The sequence below is a fragment of the Escherichia sp. E3659 genome (assembly GCF_005781135.1).
In the GTDB taxonomy this organism is placed as follows: Bacteria; Pseudomonadota; Gammaproteobacteria; order Enterobacterales; family Enterobacteriaceae; genus Escherichia.
Genome location: NZ_VATQ01000002.1, coordinates 358,693 through 378,693 on the forward strand (window position 1 = coordinate 358,693; position 20,001 = coordinate 378,693).

The following is a 20,001-nucleotide window of genomic DNA, read 5'->3' on the forward strand; positions in this document are numbered from 1 at the left end:
TTACGCCAGCTTTGGAAAGGTCGCAACTTTATCGCGCTGCTGGCTTTCCGCGCTGCGCGGAACTATCAGCTTTAGGTCGCTAATAAAGCACTCCTGCCAGTGGTTAATATCGTTTTTCACGATAATTTCCAACATTTCTGCATGACGGGAAATACGTTCTGCCAGCGACATAGTCAATGCCCGATTCAACGCCGCCGCGACTTCATCACGATCGTATGGGTTAACGATTAACGCTGACGTCAGTTCATTCGCCGCCCCCGCAAATTGTGAAAGTACCAGTACACCGGGATTGGCAGGATCCTGGGCGGCGACATATTCTTTCGCCACCAGATTCATCCCGTCACGCAGCGGCGTCACTAATCCGACATCGGAATAGCGGAAGATTTTCATCAGTAATTTACGGTCGAAATGCTGGTTCAGATAATAAAGCGGTGTCCAGCCTAATTGCCCATATTTTCCGTTAATTCTCCCGGCTTCATTTTCCAGCTGATGACGAATATCCTGATACGCCTGCACATCACCACGCGAGGTTGGCGCTATCTGGGTATAACGTATTTTGCCATGATGCTGCGGATATTTTTCCAGCAAGGCTTCATAGGCAAGAAAACGCTCAGGCAGACCTTTGGAATAATCCAGTCGTTCGACAGAAAAGATATTTTGTACGCTTTTCAGCTCCGCTTTTAATTGCGCCAGTTTGGCCGGCAGCGGTCCGGCAGCCTGTTTGGCTATTTCATCCGGTTCAATACCAATAGGGTAAACTTCGGTGCGAAATGCCTTGCCCCAGGCCGTATGATTGCGCGAACTACGCGTCGTGACGCGCGTCAGGTTGGAAAGGCAATCCAGAAACGCCAGGCGATCGTTTTCTGTCTGAAACCCCAGCAAATCATAATCACAAAGCTGTTCAAGCAACGTGTTATAAGTCGGCAGCGCGTTGAAAATTTCCGGCGTCGGGAAAGGAATATGCAGGAAGAAACCAATACGATTATTCACGCCACGTTTACGGAGTTCATGCGCAAATGGCAACAGGTGATAATCGTGGATCCAAATAATGTCATCGTCTTCCAGCAACGGCAGTAATTTATCTGCCAGCAATGCATTCACGCGTAAATAACCTTCCCAGGCGGAACGCTGAAATTGCACCAGATCGAGTCGATAATGAAATGCGGGCCAGAGAACAGCATTGGAGAATTGATTGTAGTATTCGTCGAGATCCTTTTCACTGAGGTTAAAAGAGGCCCAGGTGATATTTCCTTTTTTCACCTTTTTTAGCGGCTGATCCTCATTCCCTGTTTCGCCACTCCAGCCAAACCACAGTCCACCTGCGGCTTTCAGCGCCCCCAGTATACCGACAGCAAGGCCACCGGCACTGGCGGCGTGCTCGTCTGGTGGTGCAATCCGGTTAGATACTACGACTAAACGGCTCATAGTCATCACTCCTGTTATTGTCTCTTTTTAGTTGTTGTAATGCGTTGGTTATCATTTCAAGCCAGCGCCAGACATCCGGCACGCCCGCCAGCCGCCATGATGCCTGAGTTGCGCCTGTGCCAATTTTCACTGACATTCCGCCCAGCCTGTTAACGACCGAGAAACCAGACTCATCGGTTAAGTCATCGCCTAAAAAAATAGGCTTGCGGCCAATAAAGGGAACTTCCTGCATAAATGCGGCAATCGCGTCCCCTTTGCTGGTACCTCTCGGTTTTATCTCAACGACACACTTTCCCTGTTGTAACGCCATTTGCGGCCAAATCTGGGTAATGCGTTGCGCTAATGTCAACAAGGCGTCCTCATGCTGCGGTGCCTGACGATAATGCAGCGCAAACGCCATCCCTTTAGCCTCAACCTCTACACCGGGAAGCCTGGCGATGGCCGTATGCAGTTGAACGCTAATATCCCGGGCAATCGCTTCCGGCAAATGAACAATATGCGTTTTACCATTGATGTCACGGCGCTCCGCCCCATGCACACCCGCTAACGGGAAGCGATAAGGTTTCGCCAGTGCGTCAAGCTCTACCATTGAGCGCCCTGATATCAATGCCAATGCACCATCACTTGCGGTTGCCAGCAGCTGGAGTCCTTGCAGAATATTTTCAGGTACGACGACCTGATCGGGATGCGGTTTGATTTCCGCCAGCGTTCCATCGAGATCAAAAAACCAGGCATAATTCGCGGATAGTTCAGGGGGTTCGGTTAACGGTTCTGTCACCCGGTACTCCTCCTTATCTTTTTATTGTTCGCGCAGAACGCGCTTTACAGACATGTAAGTATAGACAGTGTGACGAGGCTCGCCATTGGCAAAAAGAACAGCCAACCGTTGTGGCGGTTGGCTGTGGAGGATTTTTGAACTAAATAATGGTCGGATAAAGCATTAAACAGTGCGTTTCGCTTTTTGCTTATAACGGTCGAAGATCACCGCAGCCAGCAGGATTAAGCCACGGACAACATACTGTGCAAACGGAGAAATATTAAGCAGGTTCATGGCGTTTTCCACGGTGCCTAAAATTAAGATACCCGCCACTACATATGAGATTTTTCCGATGCCGCCTTTCAGAGAAACGCCACCTAAAACGCAGGCAGAGATAACAATCAGCTCATAACCAATAGACGTCATTGGCTGGCCGCTGGTCATACGAGAAGCCAGAATGATCCCGGCAATCGCCGATACCAGACCAGAGAGAACGAAGATAATAATTTTGGTACGGACCACCGGTACACCCGCGAGACGTGCCGCCTCTTCGTTACCGCCAATTGCCAATGTATTACGACCAAAAGTGGTTTTGTTCAGCAGCAAACCAAAGACGACCAGGCAAGCCACAGTGAGCCAGATTGGCGCAGGCAGGCCGAACCAGTTGGCATAACCGAGTGCAAAGAAGCTTTCATCTTCGATGCCCACCGCTTTACCGTCAGAGATAATATACGCCAGACCACGGACAATCTGCATCGTCGCCAGCGTGGTAATCAGGGCGTTGATTTTCAATTTAGCGATAACAAAGCCATTCACCAGACCGCACAGAACGCCCAGCAGTAAACCTGCCGCCACGCCAATCCACAAACTTTCGGTCAGGTTAATAACCACTGCAGTGGTTACGCCTGCGCAGGCAATCACCGAGGCGACAGAAAGGTCAAAGTCACCTGAGGCCAGGCAAAACAACATACCGCAAGCCACCATCCCCGACATGGAGATTGCCAGTCCCAGCCCTTTCATATTAATAAAGGTGGCAAAGTTCGGCACGAAGATGGCACAGGCGATAAAAAGCACTGCGAACACCACCAGCATACCGTACTGATCCCAGATACGCCCGAGGCTGAATGACGACTTAGGTGCGCCAGAACCCGATGTAGAAACAGAAGACATCTTATTCTCCTTACTCAGGCAACTGCCTGGCTGACTTTAGGCATAGCAAGGCTTAGTGCCTGACGCTCATCTGCCTGCTCGTGTAGCAATTCACCGGCGATTTCACCTTCCCGCATAACTACGATGCGGTCGGCGACACCAAGGACTTCGGGCAGGTCACTGGAGGCAAACAGTACCGCCACGCCCTGCGCGGCCAGCGCATAAATCACGTTATAAATTTCATGTTTAGCCCCCACATCGATGCCGCGCGTAGGTTCATCAAGCAAAATGACTTTCATCTCTTCGGATAACCAGCGCCCCAAAATGGCTTTTTGCTGATTACCGCCGGAAAGATTCATGATCAATTGCTCTGCACCTGGCGTTTTGATGTTGAGAGAACGAATGTGGTGATCGGCATTATTGGCTTCCCAGCCGTTGTTGATCACGCACCCGCCGTGCACATGTTTGCGACGAGCGCTGATGTTGATATTGTCGCGCACCGAATGCACTGGAATAATGCCCTCCGCTTTGCGATCTTCCGGGCAGAGCATCATGCCAGCGGCAATGGCGTGGCCCGGTTTACGGATATCGATCGGCTGTTGGTCGATATAAACCTGACCAGCGGTAATTTGCGTACCGCCAAACATGCCTTTCATTAATTCGCTGCGCCCTGCCCCCACCAGACCAAACAGACCAACGATTTCGCCACTGCGAACAGCCAGGCTTATTGGCGTACGCACGCCAGGTGCCTTTACCGCATCCAGACGCAAGCGCTCCTCGCCGTAGCTGCGCGGTTGCCAGCCGTAGATATCGCCGATGTCGCGACCAACCATTGCCTGTACCAGCGAGTCATGATCTACCTGCTGCATGTCGGTAAAGGTTTTGACGTAACGACCATCTTTAAAGACAGTGATGGCATCGCTGAGCGCAAAAATTTCTTCCATACGGTGAGAAACGTATAAGATCACCCGTCCCTCTTTTCGCAGTTCACGAATGACGCGAAACAGATTGTCTATTTCACGCGCGGATAAGGAGCTGGTTGGTTCATCAAAAGCGATAATTTTGGCGTTACGTGCCAGAGCTTTGGCAATTTCAACCATCTGCCATTGCCCAATGGAGAGATATTTCAGCGGCGTATCCGGGTCAATATCCATACCCAGATGTTTGAGCTGTATCCCAGCTTCATAATTCAGCAGTGAACGGTTCACGATGCCGCCTTTATGAGGAAGCTGGCCGAGATAGATGTTCTCCGCGACGGTCATTTCCGGCACGAGATGCAGTTCCTGGTAAATAATCGCGACACCCGCATTCAGTGCTGCGGTGGTATCGGAAAAGGACATTTCCTGCCCATTAATCACTACAGAACCCGTGGTTGGCGCATAGTTTCCACTAAGGATTTTTAAAAGTGTTGATTTTCCGGCGCCATTTTCACCCATCAATGCATGAACCTGACCGGCATAACAGTCAAAACTGATATCCGTAAGCGCCTTGACGCCTGGAAAGGTTTTACCAATGCCGCGAAATGAGAGATACGGGGTAGACTGTTGCATAACGTCTCCGTGAATCACTGGTCGTTTTACACCCCCTCTGCATAACGCAGAGGGGAATTTTTCCGGCAGATTACTTACCGCCTAAACCTTTTTTCTCCAGTTCTTCTTTAAAGTTGTCACGCGTGATCAGCACCACGTCGGTAACTTCAGTGAATTTTGGCGGTTCAACGTCTTTTGCTACCCAGTTGTAAAGCATTTCGCTGGATTTATAGCCATGAACGTCCGGACTTGGCAGCAGTGAACCATAGAAACCCGTAGCCTGTGCCTTTGACAGTTCGCTCACCGCATCCACACCGTTAATACCGATACCGATAATATCAGCTGCTTTAAAGCCCTGACCTTCCGTCGCGCGTACGCCACCCAGCACGGTGCTGTCGTTCATACCGACGATCAACCAGTGTTTAACTTCAGGATGCTGAACCAACATTGAGTTGGCGGCGTCAAACGCCCCCGGAATATCGTTAGATTTGGTAGGAACCTGATAAATTTGTTTTTCCGGGAATCCGGCGGCTTTCAGCGCGTCCATAGAACCGGTAGTACGACGGCGGGCGGTATCCAATTCGTTGGCAGTAATCGCCATTACGGCGCTTTCTTTCACATCCCAGCCACGTTTCTGCATCTCTTTATACAGTTCCTGGCCCTGACGTTCGCCAATTTTCGTCGCAGCCATCATCACCAACGGAACGGTATCAACCGGCTTACCTTTAGCATTAACAAACTGATCATCCACGGCAATAACTTTCATATCGTAGCCACGCGCTTTCGCCACGATGGCTGCACCCAGTTTCGGGTCCGGGGTACAGATAACAAAACCTTTCGCACCACTGGCTGCCAGGCTATCAATAGCGTTCAGTGTTTTTTCGCCATCAGGTACGGCTATCTTAATAACTTCAAAGCCTAAATCTTTCCCGGCTTTATCGGCAAACTTCCATTCAGTCTGAAACCACGGTTCTTCTGGTTGCTTCACCAGGAAACCGAGTTTCAAATTTTCCGCCATAGCGGATTGTGACATAACGGCAGCCAGACCGATGGCTGCAAGAGCTTTAGTAAATTTGTGCATGGTTATCTCCAGCTTTAGCATCATTTTGTGTAGGGCAAAACCTAAGAACTTTTGTTAATTCAATCGGAAAACAAAGCATTACCTTTGGCGAAAAGGTAAGTGACTGTGTTGGCATAGTTTTAGCGAGAAATTAATTCTCCATAGGAGAGCAATATCACACCGCAGAATTACAGTGAGAACGTGCATAAATTTAGCAATAAAAGACATACAGAAGACGTTAATTGTATGACAAATGAGAAGTGTCTTAGCAGATTAATCCATAAGATCAGCCTGGAAATCCTTGTAGCATCATTTGATAGCTCAGGCGTGTCTTCTTTTTAATCTAATTTGCTCGGGCAAGATACTGCGCATTACAGGTGAATGGTAAATCAGGGAAGAAGTATCAAAACTCCAGACAAAATTCCTTTCGCTGTAAATTATCACCAGCTTCATTAATTAATGGATAAATCCATAATGCGAGCATCATCCCAAAACTGAAAAAATACCTGAAAATATAAGAACGGCATCATGATATTGATAAAATAATTTAATATCAATGAGATACGAGAAATCACAACATTGAGAGTTATTGCAAATCAATAACCCTAATCAATGAAATGTAAAAAAATATAAACTTGGTGATTTAAGGATTTTCTTATAATCCTTCAGACGTTATGCTTATTTCAGATCATCGTCAGAATTGACTCCAGGATCACATTTCGGACCCGCAGAAAGGAATTATTCTGCAAACAGTAATTACGGTGTTTTGATTTATCTTGCACCTCTCGTCTTCTGGATATAAGGATATTAGGTATGGCAACCACTGGAATGCTTCTCAAACTCAACACCCAAATGAACCGCGAGTTTTATGCATCCAATCTCTACCTTCACCTGAGCAACTGGTGTTCTGAACAAAGTCTGAATGGCACCGCGACTTTTCTTCGCTCCCAGGCACAAAGTAACGTGACTCAAATGATGCGCATGTTTAACTTCATGAAAAGTGTCGGAGCGACGCCCATCGTTAAAGCCATTGATGTACCTGGAGAAAAACTGAACTCTCTGGAAGAACTCTTCCAAAAAACGTTGGAAGAATATGAGCAGCGTTCAAGCACGCTGGCGCAATTAGCAAATGAAGCTAAAGAATTGAATGATGATTCTACTGTCGATTTTCTGCGCGATCTGGAAAAAGAACAGCAGCACGATGGCCTCTTACTGCAAACCATTCTTGATGAAGTACGCAGTGCGAAACTGGCCGGTATGTGCCCTGTCCAGACCGACCAGCATGTTCTGAATGTCGTGTCGCATCAGATACATTAATAAAATCGGCGCATAAAAAGATGCGCCGAATACAAAAAAGTGGTGAAAACCGCTGCCTCACATTACTGAGGCAGCGGTTTTTTTAATGGGATTCGTTTTGTGGGGTGAACTTTAGCTCAATCAACGCGATGGCTTTTTGAATAGCGCGCATAGTGACTGGGTCAGCAGCAGCCGGATGGTGAGTAAAATCAATATTCTTCAGCTGGCTGGACATTTTTTCACGTACCTCAACAGGCGCGATCACATCGAGCACGTCGAGAATTTGTTTGATCACCAACTGGCAAGCAACAACATCAGAAACCAGTTCCTGATCGGCATTCAGCGGCTGGGACATCCTAAACTCCTGATAGCATTTTGAAAGCCGTTATAGTAGCGGCTTCCCTTCCTCAACGATAGTCACATCAGCCCGCATCAGGGTACAAAAAAACCTGCCGAAGCAGGTTTTTTTGTTATCTGAACATATTGCCAGGCGGTACGTCTTTGAACGTCTTGCAATAATTATTAAACATGCTTTTCAGGATCTTACGCAGTTTCATCGCGCCACTCCGATTATTTGTTATGCAGGTGTTATCGTCTTTGCGTTTATAATATGACATTCATCATAAAAATCAATCTTTATGTGATATGCATCACATAAATACCTCTTTAATGTTATAAAAATGATAACCACAAAACCTCTGCGTTCTGCAGAAAGCAAGGAATAGCGCTAATCCGTCGTCTTTTCTGTCCATAGCCTGGCTGTGTCCACAAGTACAATACCTGTTTCTTCTCCCTCTTCAGGCTGTGACATGAAACATCTGATAATTGTTTTTTCACTTTTAACAGTAGCGGGCTGTACCGTAACTCGTCAGGCTCACCTGAGCGATGTTGACGCCACGAGTGGCATTGTCCGCCTCGTTTACAATCAGGCTTTTTTACAACACGCCCGCACTGACAACTATCTCGATCAGGGAATCGCGAACCGCGCATGTCAGCAGGTTGGATTTACCCGCGCTTTTGCGTTTGGGCAACCTGTAAGTAACTGTAGTTTGTTTGCGGGATCATTATGTCTGAATACGCAATTTACACTGTCGTATCAGTGCCGATACTTAACATCCTCGGCTTATCAATAAAGATTGATATCAGCGAGGGAGGCTTCGCTGGTTAATTAACATCACAAATAGCGTTAATGCGTTTTATTCACATTCGCATTTTTAATAATTGAATTTAATATTTTACCTTTTGCAAATAATAAAATAACAAATTATAGTGGCGCCACAGCAACAAATATAACCTTTGTGGAGCACTATCATGCTGAAACCAGAAATGATTGAAAAACTTAATGAGCAGATGAACCTGGAACTCTACTCTTCACTGCTTTATCAGCAAATGAGCGCATGGTGCAGCTATCACACCTTCGAAGGTGCTGCCGCGTTTCTGCGTCGCCACGCCCAGGAAGAGATGACGCATATGCAGCGTCTGTTTGATTACCTGACCGATACCGGAAATTTACCGCGAATTAATACCGTTGAATCACCGTTTGCTGAATATTCTTCACTTGATGAATTATTCCAGGAAACCTATAAACACGAACAATTAATTACGCAAAAAATTAACGAGCTCGCTCACGCTGCCATGACTAATCAGGACTACCCAACGTTCAATTTCCTGCAATGGTATGTATCTGAACAACACGAAGAAGAGAAATTGTTCAAATCTATTATTGATAAATTGAGCCTGGCGGGGAAAAGCGGCGAAGGACTTTATTTCATCGATAAAGAACTCTCTACCCTCGACGCACAAAACTAATCTTCTCTGGCGGCAGATTTTCTGCCGCCGTTTCAGATCAGTGACGACAAATCTTACTTTTATCGGTTGAGAACCCCTCTTCGCAGGGAATAAATTTGCCTTTTTCCGCCAGAAAAGCCACCAACTCTCCCGCAGTCATCCCTTCAGCCGAGCAAGTATGAAAACGTGTCTGATCACCAAAACGCGCTTTGATCGCCGCTTCCAGGCTGGCGTGCGTATATTGCTCACCTGATTCAATCATCATATTTAACACTTCATGACCGTGAATCGATTCCATCGTTCCTCCTCAAAAAAAAGCATAGCGTAACGATCCCCGCGCCTTATGGCTTTGCGCCAGCTCAGTTCTGAATGCATTTATCGTACATTTTTATTTACACTAGATGTAACGTCGATTTGACGAAGTTTGGATAATGCCTTAACCTGCGCCGCAGATATCACTCATAAAGATCGTCAGGACAGAAGAAAGCGTGAAAAACAGAACTCTGGGAAGTGTTTTTATCGTGGCGGGAACCACAATTGGCGCAGGTATGCTGGCAATGCCGCTGGCAGCGGCTGGCGTCGGTTTTACCGTCACTCTGACATTGTTAATTGGCCTGTGGGCCTTGATGTGTTACACCGCGCTGTTACTGCTGGAGGTGTATCAGCATGTCCCTGCAGATACCGGCTTAGGCACGCTGGCAAAACGCTATCTGGGCCGCTACGGTCAGTGGCTGACCGGCTTCAGTATGATGTTTTTAATGTACGCCCTGACCGCAGCATATATCAGCGGTGCTGGTGAATTGCTGGCCTCCAGCATCAGCGACTGGACAGGCATTTCAATGACCACAACCGCTGGCGTGCTGTTGTTTACTTTTGTTGCCGGTGGTGTGGTTTGTGTTGGGACGTCGCTGGTCGATTTGTTTAACCGTTTTTTGTTCAGCGCCAAGATTATTTTCCTGGTGCTAATGCTGGTATTGCTGCTACCACATATTCATAAAATCAATCTGCTAACGCTGCCACTGCAACAGGGTCTGGCATTGTCTGCAATTCCGGTGATTTTTACCTCGTTTGGTTTTCACGGTAGCGTACCGAGCATCGTCAGCTATATGGATGGCAACATTCGTAAATTGCGCTGGGTGTTTATTACCGGTAGCGCGATCCCTCTGGTGGCATATATTTTCTGGCAACTGGCGACACTGGGCAGCATTGATTCAACAACCTTTATGGGACTGCTGGCGAATCATGCTGGATTAAATGGGCTGTTACAGGCATTACGCGAAGTGGTGGCCTCGCCACATGTCGAGTTGGCAGTGCATTTATTCGCTGATTTAGCCCTCGCTACATCTTTCCTGGGCGTAGCGTTAGGCTTATTTGATTACCTGGCGGATTTGTTTCAGCGTTCCAACACCGTTGGTGGAAGACTGCAAACCGGTGTAATTACCTTTCTGCCGCCACTGGCGTTTGCGCTGTTTTATCCACGTGGTTTTGTAATGGCGCTCGGGTATGCTGGCGTAGCGCTGGCAGTATTGGCGTTGATAATTCCTTCACTGCTGACCTGGCAGAGCAGGAAGCATAATCCACAAGCAAGCTATCGGGTGAAAGGTGGACGTCCGGCTCTGGTGTTGGTGTTTATCTGTGGCATTGGCGTGATTGGCGTGCAATTTTTGATTGCGGCAGGATTGTTGCCAGAAGTGGGATAAATGCTTTGCCGTGTATATGGACATACTCCAGATTTTTGTCCGCATCCTTATCAGGCCCATAAAACATGGGTGCCAGAGTTAATTCTGACACCCAATATAGCCTCTTAATGCAGGCAGCACTGCTTATATTTCTTGCCACTACCACATGGGCAAGGGTCGTTACGACCTGGTTTTTCTTCAGCTTTAATCGGTTGCTGAACAGCTTTTTCCTGAGGATGCGTCATCCAGTAAGCATGCAAATCAAGCGCCGCCAGTCGAATGGCATCCACGCTTTCTTCAAACGCTTCTGGCGACATCTTCTCTACCCGCTCGAAGTTTTCCTCAGTTCCGTGCAGCGCAATCGCTTCAAGCGCCGGTTTTAATGAGTCAGGCAATGCTGACCAGTCAGAAAGCGCAACGCCTCGCATATAGCCAAAGCACCACTCTTCGACAATCGTCAGCTCCCTACCGTCAACTTCTCGTAGACCAAATAACGGTTCAAACTGTTCAGGAAACTCGTTGAGTCGCTCTGCAGTATCGGCCATATGTTGAAACGCCAGGTTCATAAAGCGCGTCATCTCTTTCTCTGATGCCCAGCGCGGCACATAATCCGCCCCACCCCACACAGCAACCAGCCACTGTTCTGGTTCAATTTCTTGCGGAGAACTCAACACCGCCGTCAACAAACCGTCCAGCTCTGCCACATCAAGGATGGCGTGGTCTGTGTTGTATTTGGTCAAGATATCATCCAGCCATTCCAGCTCACTTTCGTTTAACGGTCCAGTTTTCATACGCTTTTCCTTGTGGATCTCGACTCGCCAGCGCCTATCTTACATGTCGGTCTGGCATAGAGATACTTTTCGAGTGGATTACCCGGAGATTAAAAATCAGAGAGGGTGTAACGACAAGTTGCACATACAAAAAAACCACCCGAAGGTGGTTTCACGACACTGCTTATTGCTTTGATTTTATTCTTATTTTCCCATGGTACCCGGAGCGGGACTTGAACCCGCACAGCGCGAACGCCGAGGGATTTTAAATCCCTTGTGTCTACCGATTCCACCATCCGGGCTCGGGAAAAATTGGAGGCGCGTTCCGGAGTCGAACCGGACTAGACGGATTTGCAATCCGCTACATAACCGCTTTGTTAACGCGCCAAATTCTTCAGGCTTTTCAGCCAGACACCCGCTTAAGCCGATGCCTTTTAAACTGGAGCGGGAAACGAGACTCGAACTCGCGACCCCGACCTTGGCAAGGTCGTGCTCTACCAACTGAGCTATTCCCGCAATCATCAAGCAATCAGCTAATCACTTGATTTTATTATCGTCTGGCAATCAGTGCCGCCGTTCGATGCGTTGCATTCTACTTACCTGACGCGTTGAGTCAACGATATTTTTCACCACTTTTGATCGTTTGCTGAAATTTGCGTCGAAACGATCACTGATCAAGCAAATCTGCGCGAGCAGCGCTCAAATATTGCAACATTGACCAGAGTGTCAGCACCGCAGCCACAAAGAAAAGGGCAATACCGGCGTACTCAACCCAAATATTCGGGCGCCACAGCAACCAGGCCAGCGCGACCATCTGGGCAGTCGTTTTGACTTTACCAATCCAGGATACGGCCACACTGCTACGTTTACCGAGTTCAGCCATCCATTCACGCAGAGCAGAAATGATAATTTCACGGGCGATCATCGTTGCCGCCGGTAAGGTCACCCACCAGCTATGATAATGCTCGGTTACCAGCACCATGGCGATGGCGACAAGCACTTTGTCTGCTACTGGATCAAGGAAGGCACCAAAACGGGTACTCTGGTTCCAGCGACGCGCCAGAAAACCATCGAACCAGTCAGTCACCGCCGCGACGCAGAAAATGAGCGCGGCAGCAAACGGCGACCAGGTAACAGGTAGATAAAAAACCAATACAAAGAATGGGATAAGGATGACACGGAACAGTGTGAGCAACGTAGGGATATTAAATTGCATAATGACGGGTAACTATCTGTTGTCAGTAAGATTACCCCTATGTTGCTACAGAGACATCAATGTTTCAACGACCAGAAGATCTTTTCTGCCAGACCTTGCGAAATACCCGGCACTTTTGCAATTTCTTCGACGCTGGCGTTACGTAAACCTTGCAAACCGCCCATATATTTCAACAACATTTGCCGACGTTTTGGCCCGACGCCTTCAATGGTTTCCAGGGTGCTGGTATTTTTGACCTTCGCCCGTTTTTTGCGATGTCCGCCAATCGCATGATCGTGTGATTCATCGCGAATATGCTGGATGACGTGCAACGCAGGCGAATCTGGCGGTAAGCTAAAGCCCTCTCCTTCAGGCTCGAAGAACAATGTTTCCAGCCCAGCCTTACGGTCGGCCCCTTTGGCAACGCCAAGTAACAACGGATGGTTTTTATCCCAGGGGACGTCCAGCTCGGCGAAGACATTTTTCGCCTGCGCAAGTTGTCCCTTGCCACCATCAATCAGGATCACGTCCGGAATCTTACTGTCATCGATGGCTTTACCATAACGCCGACGCAGCACCTGATTCATCGCCGCATAATCATCGCCCGGCGTAATGCCATTGATGTTATAGCGCCGATACTCCGCACGCAGTGGGCCATTAGCATCAAACACCACGCACGAGGCAACGGTTTGTTCGCCCATCGTATGGCTGATATCGAAACATTCCATCCGTTTCACTTCCGGCAATTTCAACACGCTGGCAAGCGCTGTCAGTCGCTGATGAACTGTTGATTGCTGCGAAAGTTTGGTGGTTAACGCTGTTGCTGCATTCGTCCGCGCCAGTTTCAGGTAACGCGCCCTGTCGCCACGCGGTTTGGTCTGAATGTTAATCTTGCGCCCCGCCAGTTCTGATAATGAATCGGCGAGCAGCGTTTTATCGCTAAGATTAAAATCGAGCAGGATCTCTCCCGGGAGAGTGCGCATCTGGCTGCCCTGTAAATAGAACTGACCAACAAAGGTTTCCACTACTTCGCCCAGTTCCGTACCGCCCGGCACCTTCGGGAAATAGCTACGGCTACCGAGCACTTTGCCCTGACGAATAAACAAAACATGGACACATGCCATGCCAGCATCGAACGCCACGCCAATAACATCAAGGTCGTCGCCCGTATTAGAGACAAATTGTTTTTCGGTGACGCGTCGCACCGCCTGAATTTGGTCGCGAATACGTGCCGCCTCTTCAAACTCCAGATTCTGGCTGGCTGTTTCCATGCGGCTAATCAGTTGCTTAAGCACCTGATCGTCTTTACCCGATAAAAACAGGCGCACATATTCAACCTGCTGGGCATACTCTTCTTCGCTAACCAACCCGGCTACGCACGGCCCAAGACAGCGCCCTATCTGGTATTGCAGACATGGACGCGAGCGATTGCGATAAACGCTATTTTCGCACTGGCGAATGGGAAAAATCTTTTGCAGCAACGCCAGAGTTTCACGCACCGCATAACCATTCGGGAACGGGCCGAAATACTCTCCCTTGGCGTGCTTCGCACCGCGATGCATCGCCAGACGTGGATGTGTATCGCCACTGAGGAAAATAAAGGGGTAAGATTTGTCGTCGCGTAACAAAACGTTGTAACGCGGCTGATAGAGTTTGATGTAGTTGTGTTCCAGCAATAATGCTTCGGTTTCAGTATGAGTCACCGTGACATCGATTTGCTGGATCTGGGCGACCAACGCTTCCGTTTTGCGCGAAGCGAGATTGCTACGGAAATAGCTTGAAAGCCGTTTTTTCAGGTCTTTCGCTTTACCGACATAAATAACCGTACCACCAGCATCATACATGCGATATACGCCCGGCTGGCTGGTGACGGTTTTTAAAAACGCTTTTGCGTCAAACTGAACACTCACTGACTTGTTAACGTCTCCGCATTACACAAACCATGGCGAATAGCCAGGTGAGTCAGCTCAACATCGCCATGAATGTTTAATTTACTGAACATACGGTAGCGATAGCTGTTCACCGTTTTCGGGCTGAGATTAAGCTGTTCTGAAATCTCATTGACCTTCTGGCCTTTGGTAATCATCAGCATAATCTGCAATTCGCGTTCAGACAAACTGGCAAATGGGCTTTCTGTTTTTTCTGGTTCGATCTGGCTTAACGCCATTTGTTGCGCAATGTCAGAAGCAATATAACGCTGCCCAGAATAGACAGAACGAATCGCGCTCACCACCTCCTGCGGGGCCGCACCTTTGCTTAGATAGCCCGCAGCGCCAGCCTGCATGACTTTTGCTGGTAAAGGGTTTTCGGTGTGAACCGTAAGCATGATGATTTTGACATCTGCGGTTGAACGGGCGATTTTACGCGTCGCCTCAAGGCCGCCAATGCCAGGCATACTCATGTCCATTAGCACCACGTCGACGGAATTTGCCCGGCACCACTTAACGGCATCTTCACCACAGGAAGCCTCACCAACGACTTTAATACCCTTTATATCTTCCAGAATGCGTCGTATCCCTGCGCGCACCAGTTCGTGGTCATCAACAAGTAGAACGTTGATCAAAGGAATATCTCCAGAAATAGGGATAACGCTACTGATAGTTAGTCATCCGTATATTAGCGGGTTTTATTGCAACTTTGAAACGTTAAAAATGGTGGGTATTCGATTTTTCTCTCATTTTTGATAATTCGATTGTCCGCAGTTATGGTCACGTCCGTCACCAAAAAGCTTCCGCAGCGTTGTAACCTGCCGGTTAGACTGAAATGTGACAAAAATTGACTTCATTCAGCACAAATGAAAAATCATCAGCATGAATATGTAACATTAATTAACTCAATAAATACGCACAAAAAACATTCATGATATAAATATTTATTAACCACTATATTAACTAATTTAATATCAATGATGATCCAGTGACCAAAAAACAACCACTGCTATTTTTAGCAAAGCTTATGGTATACTCCGCCGCCTTAACATTTTTTACTGCAAATTTTCATTGCAACATGACGAGGAAAATAAATGAGTACGCCTGATTTTTCTACTGCCGAGAATAATCAAGAACTGGCAAATGAAGTCTCCTGCCTGAAAGCGATGCTGACGCTGATGCTGCAGGCGATGGGACAAGCTGACGCGGGCCGCGTGATGTTAAAGATGGAAAAACAGCTTGCGCTGATCGAAGACGAAACCCAGGCTGCGGTATTTTCCAAAACGGTTAAGCAAATTAAACAGGCCTACCGTCAGTAATATAAAACCGGCTGAAAGAACACCTTTCAGCCGGTTTTACACCTGGCACGCAGAATGTAATAGAGGTCATATTAAGCCAGTTGCGGCGGCGTAACAGGCAACCTGGGTCTTATTCGGCGCGTTGATTTTTTTCTGCATGTTTTTCTGATGAAAATTAACCGTGTTCTCGGAGATTGACAAGATCATCGCAATCTCTGCCGATGTCTTACCTTCCGCGGTCCATTTCAAAATTTCCTTTTCCCGCTTACTGAAATTCATCTCCGGCGTCATCACTATTTGATCATTTAAACGCATCAGCGCCATCAGACTTTCGCGCACCAGTAGCTGCATTTTTAATTGCAGCTCATCACTAAGAACAGGTATTTCGCGCGTACTGCTACGAGAAAATGACAAAAATCCCAACGCCCGGTTCGGTAGCATTAAATACTGAGTCACTCCCCTGCGTAAACCATGTGCACGCGCAGCCTCCCATAATGGCTGGGCTTCACTGAATAAGTCATCATTCCACAATAAATGGCCCTGACTGAAGTTTTCAGGGTTGAGCACGGGATCAATAGCGAGAAAGTTTTTTGCCTGATAATAACTAACCCACGACTCAGGGTAATTGGTGTAGAAAGCCACTTTGGGTCGCGTGAATGGCACCGGGTGGCGAACACATAACGAATAGTAATCGTACTCGAGCTGCTGAGCCTGAAGCTCTATTTCATGGTAGACCTCTTCTGCGGCCTCCATCCTCTGAAAGCGCGACAGCATTGTGCGACGCCAGCTAAAAAAATCCGTATCCTGCATAGTAAACCGCAATGCCCCTGAGAGTGAGTATCATTTATACTGAAAACTCAAGCTATCACATAAATAAGATTTATATATAATTTATATTATTCAGATAATGAATTACTTTTGCAAGACATCGCATTCTCTTATGTTATTAATGAGTTATGCTGATTTATTGACCGTTTATTGAGTCTTCAGAAGAGTGGTTCGCCCCGGTCACTAACTCACCGGGGCTGATTTTTTCTTATTATTGCAGTAGAAACTTCTCGAGAAACTGGCGGGTACGGGGCTGCTGTGGATTGGCAAATAACGCTTTCGCCGATCCCTGCTCTACTATCCGCCCCTGGTCCATAAAGATCGCGCGGTCAGCAACATCTCGGGCAAAGCTCATTTCGTGTGTCACAATCACCATTGTGCGCTTTTCCTGTGCCAGCTGACGGATAGTATTCAGGACTTCGCCCACCAACTCTGGGTCCAGAGCCGAGGTTGGCTCATCAAACAAAATCACCTCGGGGCGCATCGCCAGCGCCCGGGCAATCGCAACTCGCTGCTGTTGACCGCCAGATAAACGACGTGGATAGCTGGTTTCTTTGCCTGCAAGGCCAACTTTCGCCAACAATTCACGTGCGCGCGCTGTGGCTTCCTCTTTAGGTTCGCCTTTAACAATCACCGGCCCTTCAATAATGTTTTCCAGCACCGTACGATGCGGAAACAAATTAAAGTTCTGGAAAACAAAACCAACGTGCTGGCGCAACTGACGAATCAGGGATTTTTGCTGACTTAACGAACGCGCGGTATCAATGGTGATATCCCCGACGGTAATCGTCCCCGCTTCGGGTTGTTCCAGCAAATTTATGCTGCGTAGCAACGTGGTTTTCCCGGAGCCGCTTGGACCTATAATCGCCACCACTTCGCCGGTTTTAACCTCCAGATCTATGCCATGCAGCACCGTCTGACCGTGGAATTTTTTCACCAGGTTTTTAACGTCAATGGCACTCATTTTGGATCCCTCTCCTGGCGATTAAGTTGATTCTCAAAATGGTTCTGCAACGTCGATAACACCGTCGCCATAATCCAGTAGATGAGCGAAGCCGCCAGATACATGGTGAAAACTTCCAGTGTGCGCGAAGTAATCAACTGCGCCTGACGGAACAACTCTGGCACCTGAATCGTCGCAGCCAGAGAAGTATCTTTTACCAGGCTGATAAAACTGTTCGACAGCGGCGGCAGTGCTACCCGCGCGGCCTGTGGCAAAATAGCACGACGCATAGTTTGCCACGGCGTCATGCCGATACTGGCAGCCGCCTCCCACTGACCTTTATCAATGGACGAAATCGCTGCCCGCAGCGTTTCGGCTGCATAGGCGGCGGTGTTCAATGACAGGCCAATCATCGCTGACGGAATCGGGTCTAATTCAATACCAAACTGCGGTAAACCGTAGTAGATCATAAACAGCTGTGCGATGAGTGGCGTACCACGGAAGATGGAGATATAAAAACGCGCCAGCCAGCGCACAGGCCAGACGGGCGACAAGCGCATCAGCGCGAGAATAAATCCCAGCAGTAAGCCAAAAAACATGCCGCCGATGCTGAGTTGCAGCGTATACCCTGCCCCTTTCAACAGAAACGGCAGAGAATCAATAACCAGTTGTATACTTTCTTGCATGAGCATTTCCGGCGCTAAACGTGGGGATGATAGGCGAACAGTGCAGGCGCGCCCCCGGTATGAATAAACAGAATCGGTCCTTCATCTTTGAAGCGTTTCTGACTTATACCATCAATCAGCCCCGCCATCGCTTTTCCGGTATACACGGGATCAAGCAGAATGCCTTCCAGACGCGCCAGCAGTTTCACCGCCTCCATGCCTTCGTCATTCGGCACACCGTAGCCAGGCGCAAAATAGTCATCCCAGAGTAAAATTTCCGCTGATGCAGTCAGCTCCAGTTCTTTCGCGATCGCCTGTTGTAGGCTAACCACTTTCGGCAACTGGTCAGCAACAGAACGTGAAACGGTCACGCCAATCAGTTCTGTTTCAGGCATCAGTTGTTCCAGCCCTACTGCAAGCCCGGCGTGAGTTCCGGCACTGCCTGATGCCACCACCACCGACGATATGTTAACCGCCCCTTCACACTGCTGGGCGATTTCCAGCGCACTCTCCACATAGCCCAACGCACCTAAAGCATTGGAGCCGCCAACCGGAATGACGTATGGGCGAAAGCCTTGCGCTTCGACGCGAGTCGCTAACTCTTCCAGTTGGGCATCAGGATTGGTCAGCGCATCGCACATTTCAATCTGAGTATTGAACAGATCCAGCAACAAGCGGTTGCCGTTAGTTAAATAGTTTTCTGCGGTAGTACCAATGGGATTTTCCAGCAGCGCCACGCAATGCAGACCAAGTTTTGCGGCCACTGCGGCAGTCTGGCGCACATGGTTAGACTGAATCGCTCCGGCTGTAATCAGTGTATCAGCACCTTCGCGCAAGGCGTCTGCTGCGAGAAATTCCAGTTTGCGTAACTTATTTCCGCCCATTGCCAACGGGGTGACGTCATCCCGTTTGATGAAAATGTCCCGCCCGAGATAATCAGAAAAACGTGGCAGATATTCGAGCGGTGTCGGTGCGCCGATAAACTCCAGCCGTGGAAAACGAGTTAAATTATGCAGTGGCATAAAAGCCTCCGATGTGTGTTGTTGTGATCTTGTTATTATGCACGCAGGAAACGTATAAATAAAAAATGCGCCGATTAAAGCGCCCTTTTTTGTCATTATGCCCCGCCCAGAGTAGCGTTGACACGTTCCTGGCTGTGAGCTCAACCGAGGGATGCAACACACTGGTTGAACCGATCTGCGGATGATTCATAGTTTAGCGTTTTTCTCAGTCTTTCGTTGAGCATATGGCAACTGTAGTACCCATGGATACCGGGCGATAGCAGATAGTGTGTTAATAGAATCAGATTTGTGGTCCCGTGATACTGTTGAATGTCCGATGGGTCATCAGGAACGTAACGGTGTAAAGGCTGCTTATGTCCATAAAGCAGAAAATCTGATGTCCCCTGGTTACGGGGATAACTTCTCCTGGTATTTTAGGTTGATCAAGCCTGGTTATCCATACCCGTTCATTAATATGGCAATCATTATCTCTGCATTAATTATTATTTATATCCAGGTCTGTTTTTAGGATAAAAATATTATATTCCATGACGATATTTTCAGGCACTTTTCTTATAAAAAAGCAGAGAAACACTCACTATCTAAAATTACACCAATCAATAAACAAACTAACATCCAGAAAACATTACAATTTCAAATTACTCGTCAAAAAAAAATCAACCTGATTGC

The 20,001-nt window shown here is 48.0% G+C and carries 22 protein-coding genes, 3 tRNA genes and 1 pseudogene; 7 read left to right on the forward strand and 19 right to left on the reverse strand.

Features of this window, described 5'->3' with window-relative positions:
- From otsA to araF, 5 genes are all read right to left on the reverse strand, one after another.
- Entirely contained in the window at nt 1-1,425 is a 1,425-nt protein-coding gene (gene otsA / locus FEK47_RS02480; protein ID WP_130218668.1) for an alpha,alpha-trehalose-phosphate synthase, read from the reverse strand.
- Nucleotides 1,400-2,203: a trehalose-phosphatase gene (gene otsB / locus FEK47_RS02485; RefSeq protein ID WP_130208535.1), complete on the reverse strand. Its 804-nt coding sequence runs from the start codon at nt 2,201-2,203 to the stop codon at nt 1,400-1,402. The genes otsA and otsB overlap by 26 nt, the downstream gene beginning before the upstream one ends.
- Before the next feature lie 162 nt (nt 2,204-2,365).
- Nucleotides 2,366-3,352, reverse strand: a complete 987-nt coding sequence (araH, locus tag FEK47_RS02490) for an arabinose ABC transporter permease AraH (protein WP_130208537.1) — start codon at nt 3,350-3,352, stop codon at nt 2,366-2,368.
- Between the two features lie 14 nt (nt 3,353-3,366).
- Nucleotides 3,367-4,881: an arabinose ABC transporter ATP-binding protein AraG gene (gene araG / locus FEK47_RS02495; protein WP_130218664.1), complete on the reverse strand. Its 1,515-nt coding sequence runs from the start codon at nt 4,879-4,881 to the stop codon at nt 3,367-3,369.
- A 70-nt stretch (nt 4,882-4,951) separates the two neighbouring features.
- A complete protein-coding gene (araF, locus tag FEK47_RS02500; RefSeq protein ID WP_130208541.1) occupies nt 4,952-5,941 on the reverse strand; it encodes an arabinose ABC transporter substrate-binding protein AraF in 990 nt (329 codons plus the stop codon).
- Between the two features lie 792 nt (nt 5,942-6,733).
- On the opposite strand from araF, the gene FEK47_RS02505 reads away from it, so the two are divergent.
- Nucleotides 6,734-7,237, forward strand: coding sequence for a non-heme ferritin-like protein (locus FEK47_RS02505; protein WP_130208543.1), 504 nt, complete (start codon nt 6,734-6,736; stop codon nt 7,235-7,237).
- 82 nt (nt 7,238-7,319) lie between these two features.
- On the opposite strand, the gene yecJ is transcribed toward FEK47_RS02505, so the two are convergent.
- Together yecJ and azuC are read right to left on the reverse strand one after the other, a co-directional pair.
- Nucleotides 7,320-7,571 (reverse strand): DUF2766 family protein YecJ, encoded by a 252-nt coding sequence (gene yecJ, locus FEK47_RS02510; protein ID WP_064529310.1) that lies wholly within the window; start codon nt 7,569-7,571, stop codon nt 7,320-7,322.
- Nucleotides 7,572-7,686: 115 nt separating this feature from the next.
- A complete protein-coding gene (azuC, locus tag FEK47_RS02515) occupies nt 7,687-7,773 on the reverse strand; it encodes a stress response protein AzuC (protein WP_010723106.1) in 87 nt (28 codons plus the stop codon).
- Between the two features lie 252 nt (nt 7,774-8,025).
- Here azuC and yecR point away from each other — a divergent pair, with 252 nt between their 5' ends.
- On the forward strand, nt 8,026-8,349 hold the full coding sequence (yecR, locus tag FEK47_RS02520) for a YecR family lipoprotein (protein WP_135487639.1): 324 nt from the start codon (nt 8,026-8,028) through the stop codon (nt 8,347-8,349).
- Between the two features lie 178 nt (nt 8,350-8,527).
- The gene (gene ftnA / locus FEK47_RS02525) at nt 8,528-9,025 is read left to right on the forward strand and encodes a non-heme ferritin (protein WP_000917207.1); all 498 of its coding nucleotides are present in this window, start codon (nt 8,528-8,530) and stop codon (nt 9,023-9,025) included.
- A gap of 37 nt (nt 9,026-9,062) precedes the next feature.
- On the opposite strand, the gene FEK47_RS02530 is transcribed toward ftnA, so the two are convergent.
- Nucleotides 9,063-9,302, reverse strand: coding sequence for a YecH family metal-binding protein (locus FEK47_RS02530; protein WP_130208547.1), 240 nt, complete (start codon nt 9,300-9,302; stop codon nt 9,063-9,065).
- Nucleotides 9,303-9,492: 190 nt separating this feature from the next.
- Between FEK47_RS02530 and tyrP the strand changes: the two genes are divergently transcribed.
- Complete coding sequence (tyrP, locus tag FEK47_RS02535) at nt 9,493-10,704, forward strand: tyrosine transporter TyrP (RefSeq protein ID WP_130208549.1); 1,212 nt, start codon at nt 9,493-9,495, stop codon at nt 10,702-10,704.
- Nucleotides 10,705-10,808: 104 nt separating this feature from the next.
- On the opposite strand, the gene yecA is transcribed toward tyrP, so the two are convergent.
- The 7 genes from yecA to uvrY all read right to left on the reverse strand — a co-directional run bounded on the left by yecA (nt 10,809) and on the right by uvrY (nt 15,211).
- Nucleotides 10,809-11,474, reverse strand: coding sequence for a UPF0149 family protein YecA (gene yecA / locus FEK47_RS02540; protein WP_130218660.1), 666 nt, complete (start codon nt 11,472-11,474; stop codon nt 10,809-10,811).
- A 194-nt stretch (nt 11,475-11,668) separates the two neighbouring features.
- Nucleotides 11,669-11,755: transfer RNA gene (locus tag FEK47_RS02545), tRNA-Leu, on the reverse strand.
- A gap of 11 nt (nt 11,756-11,766) precedes the next feature.
- Nucleotides 11,767-11,840: transfer RNA gene (locus FEK47_RS02550), tRNA-Cys, on the reverse strand.
- Nucleotides 11,841-11,893: 53 nt separating this feature from the next.
- Nucleotides 11,894-11,969 (reverse strand) — tRNA-Gly (locus FEK47_RS02555).
- A gap of 151 nt (nt 11,970-12,120) precedes the next feature.
- Nucleotides 12,121-12,669 (reverse strand): CDP-diacylglycerol--glycerol-3-phosphate 3-phosphatidyltransferase, encoded by a 549-nt coding sequence (gene pgsA / locus FEK47_RS02560; RefSeq protein WP_001160187.1) that lies wholly within the window; start codon nt 12,667-12,669, stop codon nt 12,121-12,123.
- A 56-nt stretch (nt 12,670-12,725) separates the two neighbouring features.
- Nucleotides 12,726-14,558, reverse strand: coding sequence for an excinuclease ABC subunit UvrC (gene uvrC, locus FEK47_RS02565; protein ID WP_130208553.1), 1,833 nt, complete (start codon nt 14,556-14,558; stop codon nt 12,726-12,728).
- The gene (gene uvrY, locus FEK47_RS02570) at nt 14,555-15,211 is read right to left on the reverse strand and encodes a UvrY/SirA/GacA family response regulator transcription factor (protein ID WP_064529316.1); all 657 of its coding nucleotides are present in this window, start codon (nt 15,209-15,211) and stop codon (nt 14,555-14,557) included. Before uvrY ends, uvrC begins: the two co-directional genes overlap by 4 nt.
- A gap of 338 nt (nt 15,212-15,549) precedes the next feature.
- Between uvrY and FEK47_RS25290 the strand changes: the two genes are divergently transcribed.
- Entirely contained in the window at nt 15,550-15,684 is a 135-nt protein-coding gene (locus FEK47_RS25290; RefSeq protein WP_240727862.1) for a hypothetical protein, read from the forward strand.
- The gene (gene yecF / locus FEK47_RS02575) at nt 15,671-15,895 is read left to right on the forward strand and encodes a DUF2594 family protein YecF (protein WP_000106474.1); all 225 of its coding nucleotides are present in this window, start codon (nt 15,671-15,673) and stop codon (nt 15,893-15,895) included. Before FEK47_RS25290 ends, yecF begins: the two co-directional genes overlap by 14 nt.
- A gap of 66 nt (nt 15,896-15,961) precedes the next feature.
- Here yecF and sdiA read toward each other — a convergent pair whose 3' ends face one another.
- From sdiA to dcyD, 4 genes are all read right to left on the reverse strand, one after another.
- On the reverse strand, nt 15,962-16,684 hold the full coding sequence (gene sdiA / locus FEK47_RS02580) for a transcriptional regulator SdiA (RefSeq protein WP_130208555.1): 723 nt from the start codon (nt 16,682-16,684) through the stop codon (nt 15,962-15,964).
- Nucleotides 16,685-16,913: 229 nt separating this feature from the next.
- Nucleotides 16,914-17,666: an L-cystine ABC transporter ATP-binding protein TcyN gene (tcyN, locus tag FEK47_RS02585; protein ID WP_130218658.1), complete on the reverse strand. Its 753-nt coding sequence runs from the start codon at nt 17,664-17,666 to the stop codon at nt 16,914-16,916.
- Nucleotides 17,663-18,331, reverse strand: a complete 669-nt coding sequence (tcyL, locus tag FEK47_RS02590; protein WP_130223595.1) for a cystine ABC transporter permease — start codon at nt 18,329-18,331, stop codon at nt 17,663-17,665. Before tcyL ends, tcyN begins: the two co-directional genes overlap by 4 nt.
- 14 nt (nt 18,332-18,345) lie before the next feature.
- Complete coding sequence (dcyD, locus tag FEK47_RS02595; RefSeq protein WP_135487638.1) at nt 18,346-19,332, reverse strand: D-cysteine desulfhydrase; 987 nt, start codon at nt 19,330-19,332, stop codon at nt 18,346-18,348.
- Between the two features lie 241 nt (nt 19,333-19,573).
- Between dcyD and FEK47_RS25295 the strand changes: the two are divergent.
- Nucleotides 19,574-19,708 (forward strand): annotated as a pseudogene (locus FEK47_RS25295) (integrase); the annotation flags it as partial.
- Between the last annotated feature and the right edge of the window lie 293 nt (nt 19,709-20,001).

Bases quoted from the DNA above. Each gene is read 5' to 3' on its own strand.
- otsA (WP_130218668.1), bottom strand. From the start codon at position 1,425: ATGAGCCGTTTAGTCGTAGTATCTAACCGGATTGCACCACCAGACGAG.
- araH (WP_130208537.1), bottom strand. From the start codon at position 3,352: ATGTCTTCTGTTTCTACATCGGGTTCTGGCGCACCTAAGTCGTCATTC.
- araG (WP_130218664.1), bottom strand. From the start codon at position 4,881: ATGCAACAGTCTACCCCGTATCTCTCATTTCGCGGCATTGGTAAAACC.
- araF (WP_130208541.1), bottom strand. From the start codon at position 5,941: ATGCACAAATTTACTAAAGCTCTTGCAGCCATCGGTCTGGCTGCCGTT.
- FEK47_RS02505 (WP_130208543.1), top strand. From the start codon at position 6,734: ATGGCAACCACTGGAATGCTTCTCAAACTCAACACCCAAATGAACCGC.
- yecJ (WP_064529310.1), bottom strand. From the start codon at position 7,571: ATGTCCCAGCCGCTGAATGCCGATCAGGAACTGGTTTCTGATGTTGTT.
- azuC (WP_010723106.1), bottom strand. From the start codon at position 7,773: ATGAAACTGCGTAAGATCCTGAAAAGCATGTTTAATAATTATTGCAAG.
- yecR (WP_135487639.1), top strand. From the start codon at position 8,026: ATGAAACATCTGATAATTGTTTTTTCACTTTTAACAGTAGCGGGCTGT.
- ftnA (WP_000917207.1), top strand. From the start codon at position 8,528: ATGCTGAAACCAGAAATGATTGAAAAACTTAATGAGCAGATGAACCTG.
- FEK47_RS02530 (WP_130208547.1), bottom strand. From the start codon at position 9,302: ATGGAATCGATTCACGGTCATGAAGTGTTAAATATGATGATTGAATCA.
- yecA (WP_130218660.1), bottom strand. From the start codon at position 11,474: ATGAAAACTGGACCGTTAAACGAAAGTGAGCTGGAATGGCTGGATGAT.
- pgsA (WP_001160187.1), bottom strand. From the start codon at position 12,669: ATGCAATTTAATATCCCTACGTTGCTCACACTGTTCCGTGTCATCCTT.
- yecF (WP_000106474.1), top strand. From the start codon at position 15,671: ATGAGTACGCCTGATTTTTCTACTGCCGAGAATAATCAAGAACTGGCA.
- sdiA (WP_130208555.1), bottom strand. From the start codon at position 16,684: ATGCAGGATACGGATTTTTTTAGCTGGCGTCGCACAATGCTGTCGCGC.
- tcyN (WP_130218658.1), bottom strand. From the start codon at position 17,666: ATGAGTGCCATTGACGTTAAAAACCTGGTGAAAAAATTCCACGGTCAG.
- tcyL (WP_130223595.1), bottom strand. From the start codon at position 18,331: ATGCAAGAAAGTATACAACTGGTTATTGATTCTCTGCCGTTTCTGTTG.
- dcyD (WP_135487638.1), bottom strand. From the start codon at position 19,332: ATGCCACTGCATAATTTAACTCGTTTTCCACGGCTGGAGTTTATCGGC.